Here is a 24,044-nt window from a genome sequence, read left to right on the forward strand (position 1 = left end):
GCGGCGCCCTACACCGACACCGCGTAAATCTCATACTCCCCGCGCACCAGTTCGATATGGGCGCGCATCGCGGCGGCGGCGCCCTGCTTGTCACCGCGCATGATGGCGACGACGACGCGGTCGTGCTCGGCTTGTGACTTGGCGAGACGGCCGAGATTGCGAAACTGGGCGCGACGGAACGGCTGCACGCGCACGCGCGTCGCCAGCGTGATCTCGGCGATGTAGCCGTTCTGCGATCCCGCATAGATCGCGTTGTGGAAGCGCTCATTGACCTCGTGGAAGCGATCGGGATTGCCGGCGTAGCTGAGAACGCGCAGCTCTTCGTGAATGGCCTCCAAACCGTGACGCTCGGCGGCCGACATGCGCTCGGCCGCGAGGCCGGCACACAATGCCTCAAGCTCCGCCATCGCCTCGAACATGCTCTTGAGCCGCTCGATCGACGGCTGCGCGACCACGGCACCACGATGGGGCCGCGCCTCGACCAGGCCGCTCGTGACCAATTGACGCAGCGCTTCGCGCACCGGCGTCCGCGAGACGCTGAAGCGCCGCGCGATGTCAGTCTCGTCCAGTGGCGCGCCAGGGGCCAGAGTTCCCCGCACGATCTCGTCGGCGAGTTGGAGACGCAGCTCCTCCGCGCGCGTGACCTTCTGCACCGACGGCGAGGCACGGTCGACGCGCGGCACCATCGGTTCGGCCGGCAGTGTCCCGGGCGGAAAATCGTCAAGCGTCATACGGTCAGGTCTCTTTCGACTCGTCGATGATGCTGACATGGGCAGCGACGACGCGCCAGCCCTCCGGGAAGCGAATCCAGGTCTGCATCTGGCGGCCGACCTTGCCGGGAGCCGTGTCGCGATAGAACAAGGTGGAAGCAACCGCCGTGTCGCGACCATAGCTGGAGATGACGGTCTTCGCCCTGCGGCGGTTGAGACCGACCGGCGAGCGGCCGGCGCGGAAGCCTGCGATCGCCTCGTAGCCGTAGAGGTTCTCGCCGATGCCGTAGCGCAGTGTACGGGGATCGTTGCGGAACAGCTCGCCGAGCACGGCGACGTCGTTGCTGACGAGGGCCTGCTCATAGCGCTCGAATGCGGCTTTGACTTCCGCGATCACGTCGGGGAGATCGATCTCCATCTCAAAAACCTCTTAAAGTCCCCTTGGGGCTGGCGCGGCGGCCACGCCCATCTTTTCCAATGCGTACGCGACGCGCAGCGCGATGTCCTCGCGCCAAGGTGCGCAGATGATCTGCACGCCGATCGGCAGCGGCTCGAGCGGCACCGGCACGGCAACCACCGGCAAGCCGATGAAGGAGATCGGCTGGGTGTGGATGCCGATATTGGCTCGCACCGGCAGCTCGACGCCGTCGAGATTGAAATTGATCTGGCCGAGCTTTGGCGCCGTGCAGGGCGTCGCCGGTGCGAGCAGCACATCGACCGACTTGAAGATCTCGGCGAACTGCGCGCGATACCAGCGGCGGAATTTTTGCGCGCGGTCGACCAGCGCCGCCGGCACCATCGCGCCGGCGATCAGCCGGTCACGCACGGCCGGATCGAAATCGTTCGGGCGCTTGCGCAAGCGATCGAGATGCAGCGAGGCACCTTCGGTGGTGGTGATGACGTAAGCTGCCGCGCGAGCGCGCGAGGCTTCGGGCACGTCCACGACGTCGGTCGCGCCCAGCGCCTTGGCAACGCGGCTGACGGCTTCGACGGCTTCCGGAAAGACGTTCTTCTGGAAGTGACCGCCGGCGATCGCGATGCGCAGATCCGACACCGGATTGGCGATCAGCGGCAGGGTCGGCTCCAGCCCGCGCGTCGTGCAAGCGCCATCGTCAGCATCCGAGCCCTGCATCGCGTCATAGGCGAGCGCGAGATCGGTGACCGAGCGTGCGAACGGGCCGAGATGATCGAGGCTCGCGACGAACGGGAACGAGCGCGCTCGCGACAGCCGGCCATAGGTCGGCTTCAGGCCAAAGATGCCGCAGAAGGACGACGGCACGCGGATCGAGCCGTTGGTGTCGGAGCCCAAAGCAATGGGCACCAGCGCGCCGCCAACGGCGCTACCGGAACCACCGGAGGAGCCGCCGCTCATCCGCGTGGTGTCATGCGGGTTGCGCGAGGGACCGTCGTGGATGTTCTCGCCGGTGAAGTCATAGGCGTATTCGCCCATGTTGAGCGCGCCGACGAGGACGGCGCCGGCGGCCTCCATGCGCTCGATCAGGGTGGCGTCACGCTTTGCGGGTGCGAGGTCACGATTGATCTTCGAGCCGGCACGGGTCGGAAGCCCGGCAACGTCAAAAAGGTTCTTCACAGCAAAAGGCACGCCGGCGAGCGGGCCGACGGCCTTGCCAGCGGCGATATCGGCATCGATGGCGCGTGCCTTGGCGCGGGCGCGATCGGCGGTGACGTCGGTGAAGGCGTTGAGGATGGTGTCGCGCTGCTTGATGCGCGCAAGCGCCGCTTCGGTGGCGTCGAGGGCCGACATCTTCCGGCTCGTAACCGCGCCCGCGATTTCCGAGGCCGTCATTTCTGGCTTGGAGGTCATGGCAGCATCAGGCGGTGAAGATTGGCGCCGGCTCGGTCTCGTCCGGCAGCGCGAATTCGTCGACCAGGCGGCCAAGCCGCAGCGACACCTCGAGATTGGCGCGCACCGCAGGCCGCCAGGCCTCCTCGACCGGCAGCGCCAGCGCTTTCGATACGGCGTCGATATAGTCGTCCAGCGGCTCGGCCATCACTCTCTCAAGCTCAGTGCACTCTTAGTGGACCTGCAACGGCGGGTGCGGGATCGCCGTCAGCAGCTCCTTGGTGTAGTCGTCCTGCGGGTCGCTCAAGACCTTCTCGGAAGCTCCTTCCTCGACGATCCGCCCCGTCCGCATCACAATGACACGATCGCACAACAAGCGCACTACATTCAAATCATGCGACACGAACAGATAGCTCATACCTAGCCGCGCCTTGAGGTCCTGAAGCAGGTTCAGGACGACCGCCTGCACCGAGACGTCGAGCGCCGCGGTCGGCTCGTCCAGGATCACCAGCTTGGGATGCAGCGCGATGGCGCGGGCGATGCCGACGCGGGCCTTCTGGCCGCCGGAAAGCTGGTGCGGGAAACGATCCAGCAGATTATGCGGCAGGCCGACCATGGTGGCCAGTTCCTCGCAGCGGGTGCGGAGCGCGTCGCGTCCCCTAATATCGCCGAGCTGCATGATCGGATCGGCGATGGCGCGCACCGCGGTGAAGCGCGGGTTGAGGCTGTCGGTCGGATCCTGGAACACCATCTGGATGCGGCTTCGTTGCGGCAGCCGGGCAAAGGCGGCAGGCTGAATGCCGCCGATGTCCTCGCCGTCGAACTGGATCAGGCCGGAGGTCTGGTCGAGCAGGCGCATCACCATCATCGACGTGGTCGATTTGCCGCAGCCGGATTCGCCGACCAGGCCCACGCTCTCGCCATGGCCGATCGAGAAGCTGATGCCGTCGACGGCGCGGAACACGTCCGGCTCGACGGGCGGCTTGCGGCCGAACAATTTGCCAAGCGTGGCCGTGGCGCCCTGGCGGGGATATTCCTTGACCAGCTTTTCGATGAGCAGAAGGGGCTGCTTCTCCGCACTTGCAGTCGGCGCCGGAGCGGCCTCCGCGGGCGCCGCGGCTAAGGCGCCCTCCTCCTCCGGCAGCAGATCGCGCAAGCTTACGCCGAGCCGCGGCGTCGCGCGCATCAGCTTCCTGGTGTAGGGGTGCTGGGGGTTCGCGAAGATATCGGCGGCCTTGGCGGTCTCGACCACGCGGCCCTTTTCCATCACCACGACACGGTCGCAATAGGCGGCGGCGAGACCGAGGTCGTGGGTGATCAGGATGGTCGACATCGCGCGGCGCTTGGTCAGCTCGACGATGAGATCCATCACCGCCTTTTGCGTGGTGACGTCGAGGCCGGTGGTCGGTTCGTCCGCGATCAGCAGCTGCGGATTGCAGGCGAGCGCAAGCGCGATGACGACGCGCTGGCACATGCCGCCTGAGAGCTCGAACGGATAGGCATGATAGCGCTCGCGCGGGCGGACAATCTTGACCTGCTCCAGCGCCTCGATCGCCTTCTCGCCATGATCGGCAACCTGGGCCTGCTGAACATGGGTGCGCAGCACGTCCTCGATCTGGTCACCCACCTTGCGGATCGGGTTCAGCGCGGCGCGCGGGTTCTGGAAGATCATCGAGACTTCGCGGCCGCGCAGGTCGCGCATCTGGTCTTCGCTCGCGGCCTTGACGTCGATGCCGGAGAACATCACCGAGCCCTCGGCGATCCGCCCCGCCCGGTCGAGGATGCGCATCACCGCATAGGAGGTCACGGACTTGCCGGAGCCGGACTCGCCGACGATGGCGAGCGTCTCGCCCTTGGCGACGGAGATGTTGACGTGCTGCACGGCCTTGATGATGCCGCGGCGGGTGGTGAATTCGACCGTGAGATCCTGGACCTCGAGCAGCGGCCGGGCGGTCACGAATGCCTCCCGTCGCTCAAGAGGTCGAAAACAACCCCATGCACAGTAGAAGTGGCACCGGAATCATTGGAGAATTTCTTCCAGACCATCACGTCCTCCGCTGCGGGTCGACGATGTCGCGGAGGCCGTCGCCGAGCAGGTTGAAGCAGAACACGGCGATCATCAGCGCGAGGCCGGGGAATAGCGCGATCCACCACTCGCCCGAGACCATGAAGCCCGCCCCTTCGGCGACCATGATGCCCCATTCGGCCGTCGGCGGGCGAACGCCAAGCCCGATGAAGGAAAGACCCGCGGCATTCAGGATGGCGTAGCCCATGGTCAGCGACATCTGCACGATCATGATCGGCATGATGTTCGGCAGGATATGCATTAGCAGGATGCGGAATTCGCCGTTGCCTGATAGCCGCGCGGCCTGCACGAAGCCGGCGTTGCGGCGGACATTGGCTTCGGCGCGCGCGACACGAGCATAGAGCGGGAAGTTCACGATGGCCGTGGCCAGGATGATGTTCTGGACGGTGTTGCCGAGGGCGGCGACGATGCCCATCGCCAGCACGAACAGCGGAAAGGCCATGATGGTGTCGGCGATGCGGCCGACGATGCGGTCGGTCCAGCCGCCGAAATAACCGGCCGCGATGCCGGCGAGGCCGCCCATCAGGAACACCAGCACGACGGAAGCGACCGCGATGAACGTATCGAGCCGCGTCGCTACCACGACGCGGCTGAAGATGTCGCGACCGAGCTGATCGGTGCCGAACCAGTGCGCGGCCGACGGCGGCTTCAGCGCCGCGGCAGTGTCGGAGGCGAGCGGATCGTGGGGCACGACATAAGGACCGAAGATCGCCGCGATCAGGATCAGGATCAGCAGAGCGAAAGCGAAGCCCGTGACCTTGTTCTCGCTCAGCACATAGCGTGTCTGTTCGAGGATCGCAGACAGCCCCGAGGTGCGTGCGGGACCAACAGGCTCAACAGCAGGCGCAACAGAGCTCATGGTTCAGCCCTCCAACCGCACGCGCGGATCGATCACGCCGTAGAGGATGTCGATCACGAGATTGAGCAGCACGTACATCACCGCCATGGTGAGGACGAAACCCTGCACCGGTGCGAAGTCCGAGGAGATCAACGCTTCCACGGCGTAGGAGCCGATGCCGGGCCAGGCGAAGACTTTTTCGACCAGCACGTTGGCGCCCAGCAGGAACGAGAACACCATGCTGAGCGTGGTGATCACGGGCAGCATCGCATTCCGGAAAGCGTAGGTGACGATGACGGTCGTCGGCGACAGTCCGCTGGCGCGCGCGGTGCGGACGAACTCAGAGGCGAGCACCGCCAGCATCGAGGCGCGGGTCATGCGCGCGATCGGCGCCAGGGAGAAGATCGCAAGCGTCGTCGCCGGCAGGATGAGCTGGCTCAACGCCGAGCGGAACGCTTCGAAGTCACGCGCGATCAGCGTGTCGATCAGATAGAACCCGGTCACCGTCGGCGGCGCGCTGTAGAAGACGTCGAGCCGGCCGAGCGGCGCGGGCGACCAGCCGAGCTGGAAGTAGAAGAGATAGACCAGCATCAGGCCGGTGAAGAACACGGGTAGCGACACGCCCGCTGTCGTCGTGATGCGACAGAGATGGTCGATCCACGAGCCCGGCCGCGTTGCCGCCAGCACACCGAGCGGAATGGCGATGACGATGGAGACGATGAGGCCGAGCAGTGTGAGCTCGGCGGAGGCCGGCAGGCGATTGCGGATCTCGGTCGCGACCGGCTGTCCCGTGGTGAGCGAATTGCCGAAATCGCCATGGGCGAGATCGTTGGTGTAGCGGAAGAACTGCTCGATCAGCGGCTTGTCGAGGCCGAGTTTTTTCCGAATCTGCTCGACCGCCTCCTTGGTCGCGGCGGGACCGGCGAAATACGCGGCGGGATCACCGGGCAGCGCGCGCGTCAGCAGGAAGGTGACGATGACGACGCCGATCAGCGAGGGAATCGCGAACATCAGGCGCTTGCCGATCATGGTGAGCATGACGGCTCACCCCTTCGCCATCGCGCGGTAATCGAGCCTGCGGTGGAACCAGTACTGATAGCCCGAGATGTTCTTCTGCATCGCGACGTTGACGAAAGGCTGATACAGCGGGATGCGCGGGATGTCGGTGAAGGCGAGATCGACGAAACCCTTCACGTCGGCCTCGTAGGTTGCGGTGTCACCGGCCGCGGCTGCGGTGCGCGCGCCGTCGATCAGCTTGTCCATCTCCGCCGACTTGTAGCTCATGGTGTTGAAGACGGAATTGTTGCCGTGATAGCACCAGTAGAAGAAGTACTCGGGGTAATCGAGCCAGCCCGAGAACACGTTGGTGAAGAGCGGCATCTCCTTCTTGTTCAACTCGGTGCGCCAGTTGGCACCCGGCACCTTGTTGATGGTGGTCTTGATGCCGATCTGCGCGAGGCTCTCCTGCACCAGCACGCAGAGCGGCTCGTTGACGCCGGCGAAATTCAGGTCGAACGAGATCGTGGTCTCGAAGCCGCCGGCGACGCCCGCTTCCGCCATCAGGGCCTTCGCCTTCTCGATGTCGGTGTTGTATTTGTGCGGCTGCGGCCAGGCGACTTCGGTCGGCTTGTCCTTCGGCGCGCCGAACATCGGGTTCGCGAGCCCGAACATCACGGCGTCCATGATCTTCTGATAGGGCAGCGCGTAGGCGACGGCCTGGCGCACCTTCGGATTGTCGAAGGGCGGCTTGGTGACGTTCATGCCGATATACTGGATGCCGTTGGAGAACGGCAGCGAGACGACGTTGAGCTTGCCGTTGGCCTTCATCTCCTGAAAATCCTTGTTCGGAAGCTCGTAGGAGATGTCGGCGTCACCGCGCTCCAGCAGCGCACGGCGGTTGCCGGCCTGCGGCACCATGCGCCAGATCACGCGCTTGATCTTCGGCAACGGACCGCAGACCCAATCGTCATTGCGCTCCATGATCACTTCGGTGCCGGCGGTCCACTTCGTCACCTTGTAGGCGCCGGAGCCCGCGGTCTGCTGCTTCGTGAACTCGAGGCCCCAGGGGTCTTTCTCGCTGGCATTCTTCTTCACCAGTTCGGAGTTGACGATGCAGGGCACGATGACGGCGAGATCGGGAACGGTCAGCCTGTCCTTCTTCAGGAAGTCGACACGCACGGTGTAGTCGTCGATGACGACGAACTGCTCCGGCTTGGTGAGCGAGCCCGCGCTCATCTGGAAGGTCGGGAAGCCGCCGACGCTGACGGCTCGATCGAGCGACCACTTCACGTCCTTCGCCGTGACAGGCGCGCCATCGTGGAATTTGGCGTTCTTGCGCAGCTTGAAGGTGACCGACATGTCGTCGATCTTGAACTCCTCGGCGAGCTCGCCCTTGAACTTGTCGCGGTCGTAATAGGGCACGCCGCCGGAACCGCTCTTCATCTCGTGGCTGATCAGGCGGTCGTAGCAATTCCACGACACCTCATAGCCGGGCACGTTGGTGCCGACGCCATGGATGTCGAGATTGTTGGGACCGCCTTCCGAGACGATCAGCAGCGTCTCGGAGCGGGCATCGGCATAGGCCGAGGAGATGATTTGGGGCGCGGCCGGAAGCGCCGCGCCAGCGGCCAATCCGGAGACGGATTTGAGGAAATCGCGGCGCTTCATGGCGGGTGCTCCAACTCAGAAGTTTCTGGTTGGAACCGGATTCGCAAGGTTCATGCCAAGGTTATGGGGAAGCCAAATCAAGAATAAATATTTGATATTACTTGTGTATTATCGAATACGCGGACGAGGGATCGAAGCTCAAGCTCCAAGCATTGCATGCAAAGAGAAACATTTGCTTATTTAATAGGCCAAGTTTGAGGCCGGCACGCCCAATAGGCAACGCCTGTCAATCGGGGCGATGCGCAGCATCGAGCCCGGAATCCATCGGGCCGCAGAACATGCCGAAGAATGGATTCCGGGCTCGCCGCTTCGCGGCGCCCCGGAATGACGGAGAGGGACGGAGCCAAATAATCACTCCGCCCAGATCAGCTCCTGCAATTCGACCAGATCGCTCACCTTGTCCTGCCAGCCCTCGATGCAGATGTGGCTGTTGAGGTCGCTGGCGTGGTGCAGCAGCATCAATGCCATCAGACGGCGCTTCAGCGCGAAATCAGGCTTCGCGTAGCCAAAGCCTTCGAGCAGGCTGCACACCCTGCCCGGCCGGCCCGCCGACATGAAGGCGCTGGGGCCGAGCAGATCGTAGTCGCGCCATCCCGCGCGCACGTCGCCGAAATCGAACAGGCCGGCGAGCGACCATTGATCGTCGCGGCTGGCGAGCAGAAAATTTTCCGGAATGTATTCGCCGATCAAGATCACCGGCGGCGCGTCCATCGGGATCAGCGTCGCCGCGTCGCGCAGGAGATCGTCGAGGCCAGCAAGAAATTTCGGCGCGAGGCCAAGACGCGTGTGCCTCATACGGCAGCGCTGCATCTGCGCGCGCATGAAAACATCCCAGCGCGGCTCGAGCCCTGCGAGCGGGCCGAGCGGCGCGCGCTGGACGGCGGCGATGGTCTCGCCGATCTGGCGCAGCACGCGCTCTTTCTGCGCTTCCGGCAAGGATGGCCAGACCTCCGATCCGAGCGTGCCAGATAGCCGCGTGATGATCAGATAGGGCCAGCCGTCGCGCTCCCCCTCAGCGACGATCTCGGGGATCGGCAAATGAAGCCGGCCCGCGAGCTGCATCAGCGAGCCGCGTTCGGAGACGAATTGCGCCTGCAGCAGCGGCGGGAAGATTTTCAGGATCAGGCGATCGCCGAGGCCAACCACAAGATTGGTGCCGGTCGAGAACACATGCGGCGCGCCGGCATCGATGCCGTGGCTGCGAGCGATATCGAGCGCGATCGGCAGCCATCGTGACCGGTCGGCACGCAAGGCACGATAGGCCGCAAGGTTCGTCGAAGCCGACGGCCCCCAAGCGCCGGCCGCATCCGGCGACAATGTCTCTTCCATCAGAGTCCCCGGCTCGGCCTGACCCTACTCCAGCACATCCTTGACGCTGCTCTTGATGGTCGAGGGGACCGCATGTTCGGGCACTTCGATCGTCTGGGAACCGCGGGTGATCCGGTAACTGAACGCGTCAGCCTGTCCTGGATGCGAGGCGGGAACTTTCTTTGGATCGGCAAAGAGCGACTCCACCGTCTTCTGATCGGCGGGCGACAGATCCGACAATGCCAATTCACCCCGGCTCTTGAGGTGAGGGCCGCCGAAGCCGGCGACCCCACCTACGCGCTCGATCTTCAAACGATCCACGCTCTCATCCTTTCGCGGCGTGCTGCAGCGATTACAGCCCCACCTTCGTCCACCCGGCGTTGACGGCGGCGGAGACGGCAGCCGTACTCGGATACATTGTGTGCGCCACCTGACGGGTCCGGGCGGCGAACGCCTTCATCGTCATGTTCGGCGTCGGGCCGAACCCCGTGAGCGAACGATACCACACTTGCCCGATCGGGCCCCAACTATTACCGCCCAGCGTCACGCAAGCCGTGCAGAAAGCCAGATTGGGCGGCCCGCTCGAATAGTGCGGATCCATGCCCGGCGTGATCTGGGAGTACTTGGTCGGTTGCGGCGCCAGGCAGTGCTTGGCTGCGGGATCGGCCATGTCGCGCAGGCAGGTGAAACCTTTCTTCTTCGAGCCCGGCCCCATGATGTCGCGCCCGATCAGCCAGTCCGCCTTCTTGACGTTCTGGTTGGCTTCCCACTGCCGGAACATCGAGCCGAAGCAATCCGAGATGCTCTCGTTCAGGCCGCCGGCATCGCCGCTATAGGCCAGCTGCAGACTATGCTGGGTCACACCATGGGTCAGCTCATGACCGATGACGTCGTTGCCTCTGGTGAAATCGACGAAGATGCTGCCGTCACCGTCGCCATAGAGCATTTGCGACCCGTTCCACATCGCGTTGTTGTAGCTCTGGCCGAAATGAACCGACGACATCATGGTCATGCCATGATCGTCGATCGAGTTCCGGTTGAAGACCTGCTCGTAGAACTTTGCCACCTTGCTGGTCTGGTTGAAGCTGCGCTTGACGGATCCGTCCGACGACGTCTTCGGCTTCGGAATCGGGGTGCCCGGCAGCGTCTGCGTGTGCTTGCAGTCGTAGACCGTGACTGATGGTGCCGCGGCAAGCGTGACCAACCCATCGGCACGCGTCGCAGCGACGCTGGTGAATCTCGCAGCCTGGTTGCGCAATTCGCGCAGTTCATGACTGATCTGGACCGTGTCGACCATCCGCTTGCGGACCGAAGCCGAGAGCTTCTTGTCCTGGGAGAGCTTGGTCAGAACATCATTCGGGATGATGAAGCATGAGCAGGGCATTGATAGCCTCCAATGCGATTTTCTGAAAAATGAAAGGGCGAAACAGCTACAAGTTTCATCGCCGCCGATCGGCGGCGACAAGCGTTGCCACCAGCTTGGGTGACAGGCCGTCTGCGATTATTGCAGGTGCATGGCGCGGTGTGTGTGAACTCGCGCACATATTTCAGGTTGTGTGGCGACGGATGGGGCTTGGCCGGTGAACGGACCCACGCCCCGCGCGCAGGCCGACCGCTATCGCTCGGGGCTGGCGCGCTCGAACTGGCGCAGCAGCTTGTTGCCGCGTTCGACCGCGGCATCGAGCGCACCTTGCGCGCTTTTCTGGCCGGCAAATGCCCGCTCGAGCTCTTCCTCGATGGTGCCGCGGATCAGGTTGAAGGAGCCGAGCCTTATGCCCTTCGAATTCTCCGTCGGCGGATGCAGCGTGATCTCCTCGAACGAGATCGCCGAGCCCGGATTGCGCTCATAGAAGCCTTGCGCGCGCGTCAGCTCGAAGGCGGCGCGGGTCACAGGCAAATAGCCCGTGTTCTGGTGCCAGGCGGCTTGCACGCCGGGCTGCGACAGATAGGCGAAGAACCGCGCCACGCCCTTGTATTCCTGGCGCGGCCGGTCACGCAGCACCCACAGCGTGGCGCCCCCGATGATGGAATTCTGCGGTGCGCCCTTCACATCCGGCCAGTACGGCATCATACCGTAGCCGATCTCGAATTTCGAATTCGCCTTGATGTCGGCGCGCGTCGCCGACGAGCCGATGAAGATGCCGCATTCGCCGTTCTGGAAACGCGGCTCGGCCGCCTGCCCGCGGCCGCTATAGTCGAACAGCTTTGTCTTTTGCCATTCAACGAGCTGGGCGATGTGCTTGACCACGACCGGATTGTTGATGGTCAATTCCGCATCAAGGCCAGCAAAGCCATTCCCGCGCGTGGCCACCGGCAGATTGTGAAACGCCGAAAAATTCTCGATGTGGATCCAGGACGGCCACGACGTGGTGAAGCCGCACACGGCGCCGCGGTCGCGCAGCCGTTTTGCCGCCAGCCCAAGCTCGGGCCAGGTCTTCGGCGGCGTCTCCGGGTCGAGGCCGGCGTCGCGAAACATGGTCTTGTTGTAATAGAGGATGGGCGTCGACGAGTTGAACGGGAAGGACAGCAGGTTGCCCGTGGCATCGGTGTAATAGCCGGAGACCGCCGGAAGGTAGTCGTTCAGCGAGAACGGCTCGCCCATGTCGCGCATCATGCTGTAGACGGGATAGATGGCGCCCTTGGCGGCGGTCATGGTCGCGGTGGCGACCTCGTTGACCTGCACGATCGCAGGCTGGCTGCGCGAGCGGAAGGCAAAGATCGCGGCCGTCACCGTCTCGGTGTAATTGCCCTTGTAGGCAGGCACGATGCGATAGTCCGACTGCGAGGCGTTGAAGTCCGAGGTGAGCTTCTCGAGCTGCTTGCCAAGCTCGCCCGACATGGCGTGCCACAGCGCGATGTCGGTGGTGGCGCGCGCCTCGCAGCTCAAGGCGAGGGCCAAGGTGGCGGCGGCGACCTGCAAGAGGCGCAATGCTGAAGTCACGATGGCTCTTCCCGTATGACGCGGCAAAAGGCGACCGCACCCTGCTTAAGGCGCGCGAGAAGCGGTTTCAACCGGGAATGACGGCGGCGGCACCGCACAATCCGCCGCCCCCCGGGCGGGATGGCCTTCCCTTTACCATCTGGTAGATTGCGTTGAACCTTTTGGTCCCGTCATAGACTCCATCTCCGAGGGGTTGAGTGTGCCAGTGTTAAACCGTGCCGAACTCTCACGGACCGGGGTGATTTTCGTCGCGCTTCTGCTCGCCATCGGCGCGACGAGCGCAGCTGCGCGCGAATTCCGCGCCGCCGATACCCAGGCCGAGGATTACCCAACCGTCCAGGCGCTGCGCTACATGGGCGCGCTGATCTCCGAGCGCACCGGCGGCCGGCACGAAATCAAGGTGTTTCACTCCCGCCAGCTCGGCGAGGAGAAGGAGACGATCGAGCAGACCCGCGCCGGCGCGATCGACCTCAACCGGACCAATGTGGCCCTGATCGGCAATTTCGTCCCGGCGATGAACGTGCTCGCCATGCCGTTCCTGTTCCGGTCCATCGAGCACATGCAGAAGGTGCTGGACGGGCCGATCGGCAAGGAAATCCTGGGCAGCTTCGAGCCCTACGGCTTCGTCGGGCTCGCCTTCTACGATTCCGGGGCCCGCTCGATCTACAACAGCGTTCGCCCGGTCAAGAGCATCGCCGACCTCAAGGGGTTGCGGATCCGGGTGCAGCAATCGGAGTTGATGAGCGACATGATCCGCGCGCTCGGCGCCGAACCGGTCGAGCTGCCCTATGGGCAGGTCCTGACGGGGCTCTCGACCCATCTGATCGACGGCGCCGAAAACAACTGGCCATCCTTCGTGACCACAGACCATTACAAGCACGCCGGTTACTACACCCTCACCGAGCACACGATGAGCCCGGAGGTGCTGGTGATCTCGCTGAAGGCCTGGAAGAGCCTGTCGGCCGAGGACCAGACCATCTTCAGGGAAGCCGCGGCGCGCTCGAGCCTCTACATGCGCGAGAAATGGCGCGACCTCGAGGAGCAGTCGCAGCGCAAGGCGGAGGCCGCCGGCATCGTCGTGACCAGGGATATCGACCGCAAGCCGTTCGAGGATGCGATGGCGCCGATTTACGCCAAGGCCGCGCAGGATCCCGCTGCGGCCGCGCTGATCGAACGTATTCGCAAGGTGGAGTGACGCCACTTGATCGCGCCCGGCACCAGCGAGAGCGCAGAACGGCCGGCCGGCCCGATCGGGCGGCTGCGCGCGCGCCTCGTCGGCGTGTTGCGGGCGGTGCCCATCCGCTGGCGCATCCTCTCGATCGCGGCGCTGAACTCCGCCGTGGTGATCGTGCTGGTGGCGATGATCTGGAACGGCGCGCAGGTGCTGAGCTCAGCCTGGGACGACGTGCGGCAGGTGCGCGAATCCGACCGCATCCTGGCGCTGCTCGAAAGCGAGACCGGGCGGCTGCAGAACCTGATCCACCGCTACATCAACCAGCCGAGCCCGGACCTGTTCGCCGAGATCCTGCTGCTGCGCGAGGCCGTGCTGGGCACGCTGACCGACCGCGCCGCCAAGGACCCGATGCTGTCAGGGTCGGTCGAGGAGCTGGAGCGCACCACCGACCGCTTCCTCAACGGCTTCGGCGAGCTGCGCAGCGTTCAGGCCACCATCGCCAAGACCTATGAGGAGCAGGTGCAAGGCCCCGCCAAGGACATGGCCGGCCTCTACTCCATCATCGAGGGCGCCACCGGCCATCGCGACGCGCTGATCTGGCCTTCGCTCGGCAAGTCGCGCGAGGCCTTCACCGCGATGCTGGTTGCGGCCAATTCCTACTATCTGTCGCAATCGGTCGATGCTGCTGACGACGCGCGCCGCCACACCGAGACGATCGAGAAGACCATTCCCGTGATGATCGATCTCGCCGACAACGATTTGCAGAAGATGGCGCTGCAAAAGCTCGCAATCCGCACCACGGCGCTGCGCGAGGGCTTTGCCAAACTCTCCGAGCAGCTGACGAACCGCACCGAGCTGCTGCGCAACACCATCGACGCCAGCCAGGCCGAGGCGATCGGCGCCATCGACGATCTCTCGACCAAGATGCGCCAGCGCGAGCAGAAGGCGCAGGAGACGTTCGACCGCACGCTGGCGGATATTTCGCGGCGGGTGCTGTCGATCGCGGTGATCTTCCTCGGCATCATCCTTACCGCCGGCGTGCTGATCGCGCTGTCGATCCGGCTGCCGCTGCAACAGATCATGACCGCGATGCGCGCGATCACTCTCGGCGATCTCGGCCGCGAGGTGCAGGGCACGCGCGCGCGCGACGAGGTCGGCGCCATGGCGCGCGCGGTGGAGGTGTTCCGCGAGAACGCGATCGCCAAGCGCCAGACCGAGGACGAACTGCGCGCGTCCAAGGAAAAGGCCGAAAGCGCCCTGCTGGAGCTCAACGCCGCGCAGCAGAATCTGATCGACGCCGAACGGCTCGCGGCGCTCGGCGGCCTCGTCGCCGGCGTCGCGCACGAGGTCAACAACCCGATCGGCATCAGCCTGACGGTGGCGTCGAGCTTTGCGAGGCGCACCGAGATTTTCGAGGCGCAGCTGAAGGGTGACGGCGGCCTGCGCCGCTCGCAGCTCGAGGAATTCGTGCAGTCCTCGCGCGACGCCTCGCAGCAGCTCGTCGCCAACCTCACCCGCGCCGGCGAGCTGATTCAGTCGTTCAAGCAGGTCGCGGTCGACCGCTCCCATGCCGAGCGGCGGCAGTTCTCACTCAGCGAAGCGACCGACCAGATCATCGCGAGCTTGCGGCCGGTGCTGAAGCGCTCGCCGATCACGCTCCAGGTCGACGTGCCCGAGGGGCTGCTGCTCGACGGCTATCCCGGCTCCTATGGCCAGATCCTGACCAATCTGTTCCTCAACGCGGCCAACCACGCCTTCGCCGACGGGCGTGCCGGCACCATCGCGATCTCGGCCCGGCCGCGCGGCACCGAGGATATCGAGATCATCTTCGCCGATGACGGAGCCGGCATGACCCCGGACGTGCAGCGCCAGGCCTTTGACCCATTCTTTACCACCCGGCGCAATGAAGGTGGCACGGGACTGGGCTTGCATATCGTCTATAACCTTGTCACCCAGCAGCTCGGCGGGCGGATGATGCTGGAATCCAAGCTGGGACAAGGCACTACTTTTCGGATTATCATGCCGCGGATCGCCAAGGGCGGCGCGCAAAGCACAGAAAGTGACGGGACTTCTCAATGGCCGAACAGGACGATGTCCTCCACCTGATCGACGACACCGGTACCGCGTCGGAGGATACGGATGCCCGGAAATGGAAAATCGCCGTCATCGACGACGATCCGGCCGTGCATGACGGCACCCGTTTTGCGCTCTCGGACTACAGCCTGAACGGCCAGGGCCTGGAGATCCTCTCCGCCCATTCCGCGGCGGAAGGTCGCAAGCTGATGGCGGAGCACAGCGACATCGCCGCGGTGCTGCTCGACGTCATCATGGAGACCGACGTCGCGGGCCTGGAGCTCGTCGAATACATCCGCAACGTGCTCAAGAACGAGACCGTGCGCATCATCCTGCGCACCGGCCAGCCCGGCCAGGCGCCGGAGCGGCGCGTGATCGTGCAGTACGACATCAACGACTACAAGGCCAAGACCGAGCTCACCGCCGACAAGCTGTTCACCTCGCTGACCGCGGCGCTGCGCTCCTACCAGCAGCTCGAGCGCATGGTGCAGACGCGGCGCGGGCTCGAGATCATCATCGATGCGGCCTCGACGCTGTACGACTTCAAGTCGATGCAGCGGCTCGCCGAGGGCGTGCTGACCCAGCTCGCCTCGCTGCTCAATGTCGACTGCGCCGGCATCCTCGTGCTGCGCGACAATGGCGGCGTCGATGCCGAGCTCTCCGTGCTCGCCGGCAGCGGCTGCTACAGCCGCTTCATCGGCACGACCTCGTCGAAGGCGCTCGACCCCGATCTGCGCCAGCTGGTGGAGGACGCCTTCCAGCGCCGCAAGAACGAATTCGCCGACCACCGCAGCGTGATCTATCTGCGCACCGGCTCCGGGCGCGAGGTCGTGGTGCTGCTGCAGTCCGAGCGCGATCTGTCCGAGACCGACCGCTCGCTGGTGGAGATCTTCTCGAGCCGGCTCTCGATCGCCTTCGACAACGTCATCCTGTATCAGCAGCTCCAGGACGCCAATACGCAGCTGGAAGACCGCGTCGCGCAGCGCACCCGCGCCCTGATGCAGGCCAACCGCCGGCTCTCGGCGCAATGGCTGCGGCTGCAGCGCGCCAACGGCTTCAAGAACGAGATCCTGGGCACCGTCGCGCACGATCTCAAGAACCCGCTCGGCGTCATCCTCGGCCGCACCGAGATGTTGAAGGAGCTGATCTCGACCGGCGCCTCGTCGTCAGGCGTGGTCGCCCAGGTCGATCATATCCGCGACGCCACCAAGCGCCTGACCACGATGGTCGATCATCTGATCTCGGACGCGATGGCCGATGCCTTCGACATCACCATCCGCCGCGAGCCGGTCGACGTCGCCGCGCTGGTGAAGGAGGTCGCCGAGGCCAACCAGCCGCTCGCGGTCAACAAGCAGCAGGCGATCAGCGTCAGCGCGCCCGCCAACATCGTCACCATGTGCGACACCGACCGCATCCGCGAGGCGATCGACAATCTGATCAGCAACGCCATCAAATACTCACCGATCGCGGGCAAGATCACCGTCGCGGTCAGCCATGAGGGCAACGACACTATCATCCGCGTCAGCGACGAGGGCGCCGGCCTGTCGCCGGAGGATCTCGGCCGCCTGTTCGGCCGGTTCCAGCGGCTATCCGCAAAGCCGACGGCGGGTGAGAGCTCGACGGGGCTTGGGTTGTCCATCGTCAAGCGTATTATCGACATGCATGGCGGCGAGGTAACCGCCGACAGCGACGGCCCGGGCAAGGGCTCGACCTTCACCATCACCCTGCCCGCGACCGAAATGCCGTGATTTGAGTACGAGATCTGAGTGACATGACACAAAGCCAGCACATCATGATCGTCGACGACGAGGCCCCGGCCCGGGAGATGGTCGGCGATTACCTCAAGATGCACGGCTTCACCGTGACGCTGTGCGACGGCGGCAAATCCTTGCGCGCCGCGATCGACGGCAGCATGCCCGATCTCGTCGTGCTCGACCTCAACATGCCCGAGGAAGACGGCCTCTCGATCATCCGCGACCTCAAGAGCCGCATCAACGTGCCTGTCATCATGCTGACGGCAACCGCGAGCCCGATCGATCGCGTCGTCGGCCTCGAGCTCGGCGCCGACGATTACGTCGCAAAGCCCTGCGAGCTCAGAGAATTGATGGCGCGCATCCGCTCGGTGCTGCGGCGGAGCACGCCGGCGAAATCAGCAGGCAGCGACGCAGCGCCGGCGAAATCGGACAAGGATCAATTGGTGCGCTTTGGGACAAAGTGGCTCGATCTCGAAGCCCAGGCCCTGCGCGACGACGAGGGCAATGAGCATCCGCTGACCGCGTCCGAGTTCGGGCTGCTCAAGGTCTTCGCAGCCAATCCGAAGCGCGTGCTGTCGCGCGAGCGCCTGCTGGAGCTCGCCAATGCGCGCGACGCCGAAGCCTTCGACCGCGCCGTCGATCTGCGCATCATGCGCATCCGCCGCAAGATCGAGCCCGACCCGACCAAGCCCGCCGTGATCCGCACCATCCGCGGCGGCGGCTATTTGTTCTCGCCGCAGGGCGAGAAGGCGTAGACCGCGCCTCGTCAGGTGCCGTAGGGTGGGCAAAGCGGAGCGTGCCCACCATTCTCGCAGTATTACAAAAAGATCGTGGGCACGGCGCGAAGGGCGTCTTTGCCCACCCCACAGCACGGTGCTTGGAGCCGGACCTGCGTCGTGACGACGCCGATGGGTGTAACGCGACCAAACGCAAGGCCCGGAAATTCGTTCCTCCCAGTCCCATTCCGCAGTACCGTATTTTCCAAGCCTTGAAATTCCACGCTTTTTTGGTCCGAATGTTTCGTCGCAATTTCTTCGACGAAACAATTTAGCGGCGCACGAAACCATTTTCCCCTTTTCGTGCAGACGTCCCGAAACGATGGCTGATTAACACTTTGGTCCAAGGAAACGCCGCTCGGTTGCGGCGTCACCGGGGAGCCAAGTCAATGCCGAACGTCATCGCCATCAACGCCCAAGCCAGCCAGAGCATCATCGCTGCCCAGGCGACCTCGGACGACATGCTTCTCGAAAGCATTGCCGACGGCAACCGGACGTCCATGCACATCCTCTATTGCCGTCACAATGTGCGGGTCTATCGCTTCATCCTGCGTATCGTGCGTGACGCCACCACCGCCGAAGATCTCGTCAGCCAGGTGTTTCTGGACGTGTGGCGGACCGCCGGCCAGTTCCAGGGCCGCTCGCAGGTCTCGACCTGGCTGCTCTCGATCGCCCGCTTCAAGGCGCTGACCGCGATGCGCCAGCGCCGCTTCGAGGACATCGACCAGGAGGACGTGCGCCAGATCCCCGACGATTGCGACACGCCGGAGACCTCGCTCGACCGCAGCGACACCAGCGCCATCCTGCGCGCCTGCGTCCAGAAGCTCTCACCCGCGCATCGCGAGATCATCAACCTCGTCTACTACCACGAGAAGTCGGTGGAGGAGGTCGGACAGATCATCGGCATCCCTCAGAGCACGGTGAAGACCCGGATGTTCTACGCCCGCAAGCAACTCGCCGATTTGCTTAAGACTTGCGGTGTCGACCGTTTCGCCGCCTAAAGCCAATGATTTCAATGGGATAGGACCGGATTTCCGGTCCCTTCCCGGGACACGAAAGCGTTACCGCCGACGAAACAAATGAAACAAAGCACAACATCAGGCGGAAAAACTTCGTCCCTATAAAGATCACATACGGTTTCGTTAAACCCTCCCAAGACCTCCAGCGACCCGGACGGGATGCCCCCCTCCGGGTCGTTTTGTATTTGGGAGGCCAAGTTGCGATGTTCGTGGCTGCTCCTCAGTGAGGCGGCCAATGCTCCATCATTCCCTCCCCCCTTGTGGGGGAGGGAGCGCACTGCCGCTGTCGCCGACACCGTTGCTCTCCTCCCCCGTCACGAGCGCGTGACACCGCGTAACGATCCACGCCTCCATCGCGAACTGCCCTCGTGACCTCTTTCACGAGTGGCCTGTCATGCTCGAGCTTCTCTTCGCCATCCTCGCCGGCATCCTCACCATCGCCGCGCCGTGCACGCTGCCGATGCTGCCAATCCTGCTTGGCGCCTCGATCGGGCATTCCTCGCCTGCGCGCCCCGCGCTGATCGCGCTCGGCTTCGTCGTTTCGTTCTCCGCGGTGGCGCTGCTGCTCGGTGCGCTGACGAAACTGTTCGATTTCGATCCGAATGTGCTGCGCGAGGCGGCGGCGGTGCTGCTGCTCGGCTTTGGCCTGTTGATGCTGTGGCCGGCGCCGTTCGAATGGCTCTCGGTCCGGCTCAATGGCTGGCTCAATCTCGGCGCAGTGGGCGGCGCACAGCGCGAGGGCGCACTCGGGGGGCTCGTTCTCGGCACCACGCTCGGCCTCGTCTGGACACCCTGCGCCGGCCCCGTGCTCGGCTCGATTCTGACGCTGGTCGCGACGTCGAAGAATCTGGCCTGGGCCGGCACGCTGCTGGTCGCCTATGCGATTGGCGCAGCGATCCCGATGCTGGCGATCGCCTATGGCGGACAGGCCGCGACCACGCGCGTGCGCAGCCTGGCGCGCATCTCGCCGCGCCTGCAGCAGGGCTTTGGCGTGGTCGTGATCGCTTTCGCGCTCGCGGCCTACTTCCAATACGACACGCTGATCGTGGCGTGGCTCACCGGCTTCTATCCCACCGGCCAGATCGGCCTGTGATCCTTCACCTCTCGAACGGAGAACATGAACATGACTTTCAAGCTGCTCGCCGTCTCCGCCGCCCTGATCGGCTTCGCCGTCACCGGCGCTGTGATCCCCGGCATCTGCGACGAGGCCACGCCCGCAGTGCCGGTCAAGGTCGCAGCGAGCCAAGCGGTGACCGCGCCCGACTTCGCCGGCATCAGCAACTGGTTCAACTCGAAGCCGCTGAACATCTCTGACCTGCGCGGCAAGGTCGTGCTGGTCGACTTCTGGACCTATGGCTGCGTCAACTGCGTCAACACGCTGCCGCACGTCACCGAGCTCTATGCCAAATACAAGGATAAGGGCCTCGTCGTGGTCGGCGTGCACACGCCGGAATTCCCGTTCGAGCGCTCGGCGTCCAACGTGCAGGCCGCGCTGAAGCGCCACGGCATCACCTATCCGGTGGCACAGGACAATGACTCCAAGACCTGGGATGCCTACCGCAACCAGTATTGGCCGGCTCAATATTTGATCGACCAGACCGGCAAGATCGTGTTCCAACACGAAGGCGAAGGCCGCTACGACGAGATCGACCGTACCGTCGCGAAGTTGCTGAACGCCAGCAGCTAGGCCAACCTGCGGCGGCTTTGCCGTTGCCGCTTGACTCCACGGACCCGTCCGTGGAGTTTCGCGCGCGACGCAATCAGCCGCCGCAATGAACGACGCGACCACCAGCAACGACATCCGCCTTCGCGAGGGCTCCTCGATCGCGCAGCGGCTGGTCGTGGCCGGCTCGGCGGCGGCCGTTGCGCTCTGCTTCACGCCCGGGCTGTTCACCCACGATGCCCTCGAGATCGTCATCTCGGTGGTCGCGCTGCTGGCAGGGGCCGCCTTCGTTGGCGTGGTCATGCTGACGCCCGCCGTGGTGTGGATCATCACGCCGGATGAGATCCTGATCGGACGGCAGCGTCCGTTCGGAAAGCTCCAGACGCGAATCGTCGCGAAGGACGACATCACGGGATTGCAGGTTCCCGGCAGCAAGACCGCAAAGGCCCGCTTCCAACTCGCCTTTACGCTGGCCTCCGGCGAACGCCTGACCTCCCCGCCGCTGTCCGACGTCACCCATGTTCATGACACCGTGGCGCGGATCGCGGCGCAGTTCGACGTCCCTGATGTCGAGGCCCCCGTCAATCCGCTCGATGCCAGCAATTCCGAGATGCGGCTTGGCGATCCCGTCGAGCCATTTTCGCAGCGAGACCTCAGCATCGCGGCCTTGATCGCCGTCGCGCTGAGTGTCGCACCCTATGCCTACAGGCTCTGGCGTGGCCTGCCGCCCCAATGGATCGACTACTTGCTGCTACCACTGGGTCTGATCGCGGCGTTCGGCGTCTACCGATTTGCAAACCTGGTCACCGGCGCGTTCTGGATCATCCGCGAGGGCGATATTCGCGTCGAACGCCTCTGGGGCAACGGCCAGCCGCGCGTGGATCAAATCCAAGGGCACGACGTGAAAGCGATCACGGTCGATCGCCGCGGCCGCTCCGAGGACGAGCACTGCATCGTCACGATCCGCCTCCGCTCGGGACGGCGGTTTCGCAGCCCCAGGATCGGCTCCCGCAACGAGGCCCGCGCGGTGGGCACCGAGATCGTGCGGCGGCTGGGGATCGGGCCGGAGGCTAATCAGATTTAGGGATCGATGAGATGAGACCGCGCTAGCGCCGAGACGAAGGTGCGTTCCCTCCCTCCTTGTGGGGGGCTAGCGGGAGGGGTAGCTCAGGAAAAGCTGTCAGTTTGTTGAAGATGCAAGGGCGGGTGCGCAATCGAGAGAGTCCCCGAGTGGCACCCCCCTCCTACTCCTCCCCCAAAAGGGGGGGAGGGAACGGTGAGAGCGCTGCTATTGGGCGCTCCACCCGGGGGCGAGGCCGCCTCACTGCTTTTCGCGCCAACCCACCCTGTTCATGGTGTTGATCCTCGTCAAAAAACCAAAGCATTCTCGTGACATACCAACCGGGCGCGCCTTGAACTTGCCACGAAGCTGCCCCTGAGTTCAGATGGACCCTAACGATTTGCGCTGTGGCAGCGGGGAGAGCTTGAAATGATGGATTTTCGTCGCCTGACCGGGGCGTTGTTGGCTGCGATGGGCCTGATCCTGTCCGCGCCACAAGCTTTCGCCCAGCAGCCCGACCGCGGCGACGAGCCCGGCCTGATCGCCGGCGACAGCTACGAGCTCGATCCGGAATGGCAGAAGCAGGTCGTGTACTACCGCACCACCGAAGCGCCGGGCACCATCATCATCTCGACTGCCGAGCGCCACCTCTATCTGATCCAGCCTGGTGGGCGCGCGATCCGCTACGGCATCGGCGTCGGCCGCGACGGCTTCCAGTGGCAGGGCCTGGTGCAGATCACCAATAAGAAGGAATGGCCGGACTGGACGCCGCCACCGGAGATGATCCAGCGCCAGCCTTACCTGCCGCGCTTCATGGCGGGCGGCCCCGGCAACCCGCTCGGCGCCCGTGCCATGTATCTGGGCACGACGGTCTATCGCATCCACGGTACCAACCGTCCCGACACGATCGGCACCAAGGTGTCCTCGGGCTGCTTCCGCCTGGTCAACAACGACGTCGCCGATCTCTACGATCGCGTCCCTGTCGGGACCAAAGTGGTCATCCGCCAGAAGCCCGAACTCTAAGTTCTTGCTCCGAGCATGATCCCTTGGAATTTCCTTGGGATCATGCGTCCCGCCGCTTCCAGAATTCCTTTTCCCGATTTTTTCGAGAGAGCAACATGATGCGCACATTTCGAGGCGGCCTGCTGATCGGGCTCGCGGTCGCCGTGCTGGTCGCCGCCTTGGCCATCACCTACGAGTTCTACGACACCCGCACCTTGAAGCGCACCGTACGCCGCGGCGAAGTGCTGTGCGGCGTTAACAAGGGCCTGCCGGGCTTCTCGATCCCCGACGACAAGGGCAATTGGACCGGCTTCGACGTCGATTTCTGCCGCGCGGTGGCATCGGCGATCTTCGACGATCCGGGCAAGGCGAAGTTCATCCCGCTCGACGCCAGCGAGCGCTTCAAGGAATTGCAGAGCCGCAAGGTCGACATCCTCTCGCGCAACTCCACCTGGAGCATGTCGCGCGAGCTCGAATACGATCTCTATTTCCCTGCTGTCGCCTATTACGACGGCGAAGGCTTCATGGTGCCGCGCTCGCGCACCAAGGAGACCTCGCTCGACCTCGCCGACAGCAAGGTCTGCGTGCAATCAGGCACCACCACGCTGCTCAACCTCGCCGACTACTTCAAAGCCAACAACATGAAGTATGAGCTGATGAAGTTCGACAAGCTGGAAGACGTGGTGAAGGCCTACGACACCGGCAAGTGCGATACGCTCACCGCCGACGTCTCGCAGCTCTATGCGCTCAGGCTGAACCTGTCCAAGCCCGGCGATCACATGATCCTGCCCGACATGATCTCCAAGGAGCCACTCGCCCCCGTCGTGCGCCAGCGCGACGACGACTGGATGATGATCGTGAAGTGGACGCTCTACGCGATGATCAACGCCGAGGAGCTCGGCGTCACCTCGCAGAACATCGACGAGGCCCTGAAGTCGAAGAAGCCGGAAGTGATGCGTCTGGTCGGCACCGAGGGCAATTACGGCGAACAGCTCGGCCTCACCAAGGACTGGGCCGTGCGCATCATCCGCCATGTCGGCAATTACGGCGAGATGTACGAGCGCAATATCGGCGAGAAGTCGCAGCTGAAGATCCCGCGCGGCATGAACCAGCTGTGGAATGCGGGCGGCGTGCAGTATGCACCGCCGATGAGGTGACAGGTCCCTCCG

At 64.2% G+C, this 24,044-nt stretch carries 22 protein-coding genes; 10 read left to right on the forward strand and 12 right to left on the reverse strand.

All coding sequences use genetic code 11. The features are described 5' to 3' along the window. Nucleotides 1-8: 8 nt before the first annotated feature. The 12 genes from L6637_RS24705 to ugpB all read right to left on the reverse strand — a co-directional run bounded on the left by L6637_RS24705 (nucleotide 9) and on the right by ugpB (nucleotide 12,354). Nucleotides 9-731, reverse strand: coding sequence for a GntR family transcriptional regulator (locus L6637_RS24705; RefSeq protein WP_237860178.1), 723 nt, complete (start codon nucleotides 729-731; stop codon nucleotides 9-11). Between the two features lie 4 nt (nucleotides 732-735). Further along, on the reverse strand, nucleotides 736-1,128 hold the full coding sequence (gene hpxZ / locus L6637_RS24710; RefSeq protein ID WP_057747099.1) for an oxalurate catabolism protein HpxZ: 393 nt from the start codon (nucleotides 1,126-1,128) through the stop codon (nucleotides 736-738). A gap of 12 nt (nucleotides 1,129-1,140) precedes the next feature. After that, nucleotides 1,141-2,535 carry an AtzE family amidohydrolase gene (locus tag L6637_RS24715; protein ID WP_237872248.1) on the reverse strand — a complete coding sequence of 465 codons (1,395 nt, stop codon included), beginning with the start codon at nucleotides 2,533-2,535 and terminating at the stop codon, nucleotides 1,141-1,143. A gap of 7 nt (nucleotides 2,536-2,542) precedes the next feature. Next, nucleotides 2,543-2,722: a DUF4089 domain-containing protein gene (locus L6637_RS24720; RefSeq protein ID WP_128930863.1), complete on the reverse strand. Its 180-nt coding sequence runs from the start codon at nucleotides 2,720-2,722 to the stop codon at nucleotides 2,543-2,545. Between the two features lie 24 nt (nucleotides 2,723-2,746). Continuing rightward, the gene (locus L6637_RS24725; protein WP_237872250.1) at nucleotides 2,747-4,471 is read right to left on the reverse strand and encodes a dipeptide ABC transporter ATP-binding protein; all 1,725 of its coding nucleotides are present in this window, start codon (nucleotides 4,469-4,471) and stop codon (nucleotides 2,747-2,749) included. An 88-nt stretch (nucleotides 4,472-4,559) separates the two neighbouring features. Next, nucleotides 4,560-5,459: an ABC transporter permease gene (locus L6637_RS24730; protein WP_237872253.1), complete on the reverse strand. Its 900-nt coding sequence runs from the start codon at nucleotides 5,457-5,459 to the stop codon at nucleotides 4,560-4,562. A gap of 3 nt (nucleotides 5,460-5,462) precedes the next feature. Next, nucleotides 5,463-6,476 (reverse strand): ABC transporter permease, encoded by a 1,014-nt coding sequence (locus L6637_RS24735; protein ID WP_237860183.1) that lies wholly within the window; start codon nucleotides 6,474-6,476, stop codon nucleotides 5,463-5,465. 6 nt (nucleotides 6,477-6,482) lie between these two features. Beyond that, nucleotides 6,483-8,105 (reverse strand): ABC transporter substrate-binding protein, encoded by a 1,623-nt coding sequence (locus L6637_RS24740; protein ID WP_237872255.1) that lies wholly within the window; start codon nucleotides 8,103-8,105, stop codon nucleotides 6,483-6,485. Nucleotides 8,106-8,456: 351 nt separating this feature from the next. Next, nucleotides 8,457-9,434, reverse strand: a complete 978-nt coding sequence (locus tag L6637_RS24745) for an aminoglycoside phosphotransferase family protein (RefSeq protein ID WP_237872257.1) — start codon at nucleotides 9,432-9,434, stop codon at nucleotides 8,457-8,459. 24 nt (nucleotides 9,435-9,458) lie between these two features. Then, nucleotides 9,459-9,734 carry a protealysin inhibitor emfourin gene (locus tag L6637_RS24750; protein WP_237860190.1) on the reverse strand — a complete coding sequence of 92 codons (276 nt, stop codon included), beginning with the start codon at nucleotides 9,732-9,734 and terminating at the stop codon, nucleotides 9,459-9,461. 31 nt (nucleotides 9,735-9,765) lie between these two features. Further along, nucleotides 9,766-10,797, reverse strand: a complete 1,032-nt coding sequence (locus tag L6637_RS24755; protein ID WP_237872259.1) for a M4 family metallopeptidase — start codon at nucleotides 10,795-10,797, stop codon at nucleotides 9,766-9,768. A gap of 231 nt (nucleotides 10,798-11,028) precedes the next feature. Continuing rightward, nucleotides 11,029-12,354, reverse strand: coding sequence for a sn-glycerol-3-phosphate ABC transporter substrate-binding protein UgpB (ugpB, locus tag L6637_RS24760; RefSeq protein ID WP_377803128.1), 1,326 nt, complete (start codon nucleotides 12,352-12,354; stop codon nucleotides 11,029-11,031). A 199-nt stretch (nucleotides 12,355-12,553) separates the two neighbouring features. On the opposite strand from ugpB, the gene L6637_RS24765 reads away from it, so the two are divergent. The 10 genes from L6637_RS24765 to L6637_RS24810 all read left to right on the forward strand — a co-directional run bounded on the left by L6637_RS24765 (nucleotide 12,554) and on the right by L6637_RS24810 (nucleotide 24,032). Continuing rightward, entirely contained in the window at nucleotides 12,554-13,549 is a 996-nt protein-coding gene (locus tag L6637_RS24765) for a TRAP transporter substrate-binding protein (RefSeq protein WP_237860194.1), read from the forward strand. Between the two features lie 54 nt (nucleotides 13,550-13,603). Further along, nucleotides 13,604-15,634: a sensor histidine kinase gene (locus L6637_RS24770; RefSeq protein ID WP_377803136.1), complete on the forward strand. Its 2,031-nt coding sequence runs from the start codon at nucleotides 13,604-13,606 to the stop codon at nucleotides 15,632-15,634. Then, the gene (locus tag L6637_RS24775; protein WP_237860198.1) at nucleotides 15,604-17,349 is read left to right on the forward strand and encodes an ATP-binding response regulator; all 1,746 of its coding nucleotides are present in this window, start codon (nucleotides 15,604-15,606) and stop codon (nucleotides 17,347-17,349) included. The genes L6637_RS24770 and L6637_RS24775 overlap by 31 nt, the downstream gene beginning before the upstream one ends. A gap of 23 nt (nucleotides 17,350-17,372) precedes the next feature. After that, nucleotides 17,373-18,110 carry a response regulator gene (locus tag L6637_RS24780; protein WP_194464964.1) on the forward strand — a complete coding sequence of 246 codons (738 nt, stop codon included), beginning with the start codon at nucleotides 17,373-17,375 and terminating at the stop codon, nucleotides 18,108-18,110. A 410-nt stretch (nucleotides 18,111-18,520) separates the two neighbouring features. Further along, on the forward strand, nucleotides 18,521-19,132 hold the full coding sequence (locus L6637_RS24785) for a sigma-70 family RNA polymerase sigma factor (RefSeq protein ID WP_128954513.1): 612 nt from the start codon (nucleotides 18,521-18,523) through the stop codon (nucleotides 19,130-19,132). A gap of 412 nt (nucleotides 19,133-19,544) precedes the next feature. Further along, a complete protein-coding gene (locus L6637_RS24790; protein WP_237872261.1) occupies nucleotides 19,545-20,243 on the forward strand; it encodes a cytochrome c biogenesis CcdA family protein in 699 nt (232 codons plus the stop codon). A 30-nt stretch (nucleotides 20,244-20,273) separates the two neighbouring features. Further along, the gene (locus tag L6637_RS24795) at nucleotides 20,274-20,837 is read left to right on the forward strand and encodes a thioredoxin family protein (RefSeq protein WP_237860204.1); all 564 of its coding nucleotides are present in this window, start codon (nucleotides 20,274-20,276) and stop codon (nucleotides 20,835-20,837) included. Between the two features lie 85 nt (nucleotides 20,838-20,922). Next, a complete protein-coding gene (locus L6637_RS24800; RefSeq protein WP_237872263.1) occupies nucleotides 20,923-21,897 on the forward strand; it encodes a hypothetical protein in 975 nt (324 codons plus the stop codon). Between the two features lie 405 nt (nucleotides 21,898-22,302). Further along, a complete protein-coding gene (locus tag L6637_RS24805; protein ID WP_237872264.1) occupies nucleotides 22,303-22,896 on the forward strand; it encodes a L,D-transpeptidase family protein in 594 nt (197 codons plus the stop codon). Nucleotides 22,897-22,994: 98 nt separating this feature from the next. Next, nucleotides 22,995-24,032 (forward strand): amino acid ABC transporter substrate-binding protein, encoded by a 1,038-nt coding sequence (locus tag L6637_RS24810; RefSeq protein WP_237872362.1) that lies wholly within the window; start codon nucleotides 22,995-22,997, stop codon nucleotides 24,030-24,032. Nucleotides 24,033-24,044 lie beyond the last annotated feature (12 nt).

This window comes from Bradyrhizobium zhengyangense (genome assembly GCF_022012435.1).
Taxonomy (GTDB): domain Bacteria; phylum Pseudomonadota; class Alphaproteobacteria; order Rhizobiales; family Xanthobacteraceae; genus Bradyrhizobium; species Bradyrhizobium zhengyangense.

Coding starts and splice junctions, on each gene's coding strand:
- L6637_RS24705 (WP_237860178.1), bottom strand. CDS start 731: ATGACGCTTGACGATTTTCCGCCCGGGACACTGCCGGCCGAACCGATG.
- hpxZ (WP_057747099.1), bottom strand. CDS start 1,128: ATGGAGATCGATCTCCCCGACGTGATCGCGGAAGTCAAAGCCGCATTC.
- L6637_RS24715 (WP_237872248.1), bottom strand. CDS start 2,535: ATGACCTCCAAGCCAGAAATGACGGCCTCGGAAATCGCGGGCGCGGTT.
- L6637_RS24720 (WP_128930863.1), bottom strand. CDS start 2,722: ATGGCCGAGCCGCTGGACGACTATATCGACGCCGTATCGAAAGCGCTG.
- L6637_RS24730 (WP_237872253.1), bottom strand. CDS start 5,459: ATGAGCTCTGTTGCGCCTGCTGTTGAGCCTGTTGGTCCCGCACGCACC.
- L6637_RS24735 (WP_237860183.1), bottom strand. CDS start 6,476: ATGCTCACCATGATCGGCAAGCGCCTGATGTTCGCGATTCCCTCGCTG.
- L6637_RS24740 (WP_237872255.1), bottom strand. CDS start 8,105: ATGAAGCGCCGCGATTTCCTCAAATCCGTCTCCGGATTGGCCGCTGGC.
- L6637_RS24745 (WP_237872257.1), bottom strand. CDS start 9,434: ATGGAAGAGACATTGTCGCCGGATGCGGCCGGCGCTTGGGGGCCGTCG.
- L6637_RS24755 (WP_237872259.1), bottom strand. CDS start 10,797: ATGCCCTGCTCATGCTTCATCATCCCGAATGATGTTCTGACCAAGCTC.
- L6637_RS24775 (WP_237860198.1), top strand. CDS start 15,604: ATGGCCGAACAGGACGATGTCCTCCACCTGATCGACGACACCGGTACC.
- L6637_RS24780 (WP_194464964.1), top strand. CDS start 17,373: ATGACACAAAGCCAGCACATCATGATCGTCGACGACGAGGCCCCGGCC.
- L6637_RS24785 (WP_128954513.1), top strand. CDS start 18,521: ATGCCGAACGTCATCGCCATCAACGCCCAAGCCAGCCAGAGCATCATC.
- L6637_RS24790 (WP_237872261.1), top strand. CDS start 19,545: ATGCTCGAGCTTCTCTTCGCCATCCTCGCCGGCATCCTCACCATCGCC.
- L6637_RS24795 (WP_237860204.1), top strand. CDS start 20,274: ATGACTTTCAAGCTGCTCGCCGTCTCCGCCGCCCTGATCGGCTTCGCC.
- L6637_RS24800 (WP_237872263.1), top strand. CDS start 20,923: ATGAACGACGCGACCACCAGCAACGACATCCGCCTTCGCGAGGGCTCC.
- L6637_RS24805 (WP_237872264.1), top strand. CDS start 22,303: ATGATGGATTTTCGTCGCCTGACCGGGGCGTTGTTGGCTGCGATGGGC.
- L6637_RS24810 (WP_237872362.1), top strand. CDS start 22,995: ATGCGCACATTTCGAGGCGGCCTGCTGATCGGGCTCGCGGTCGCCGTG.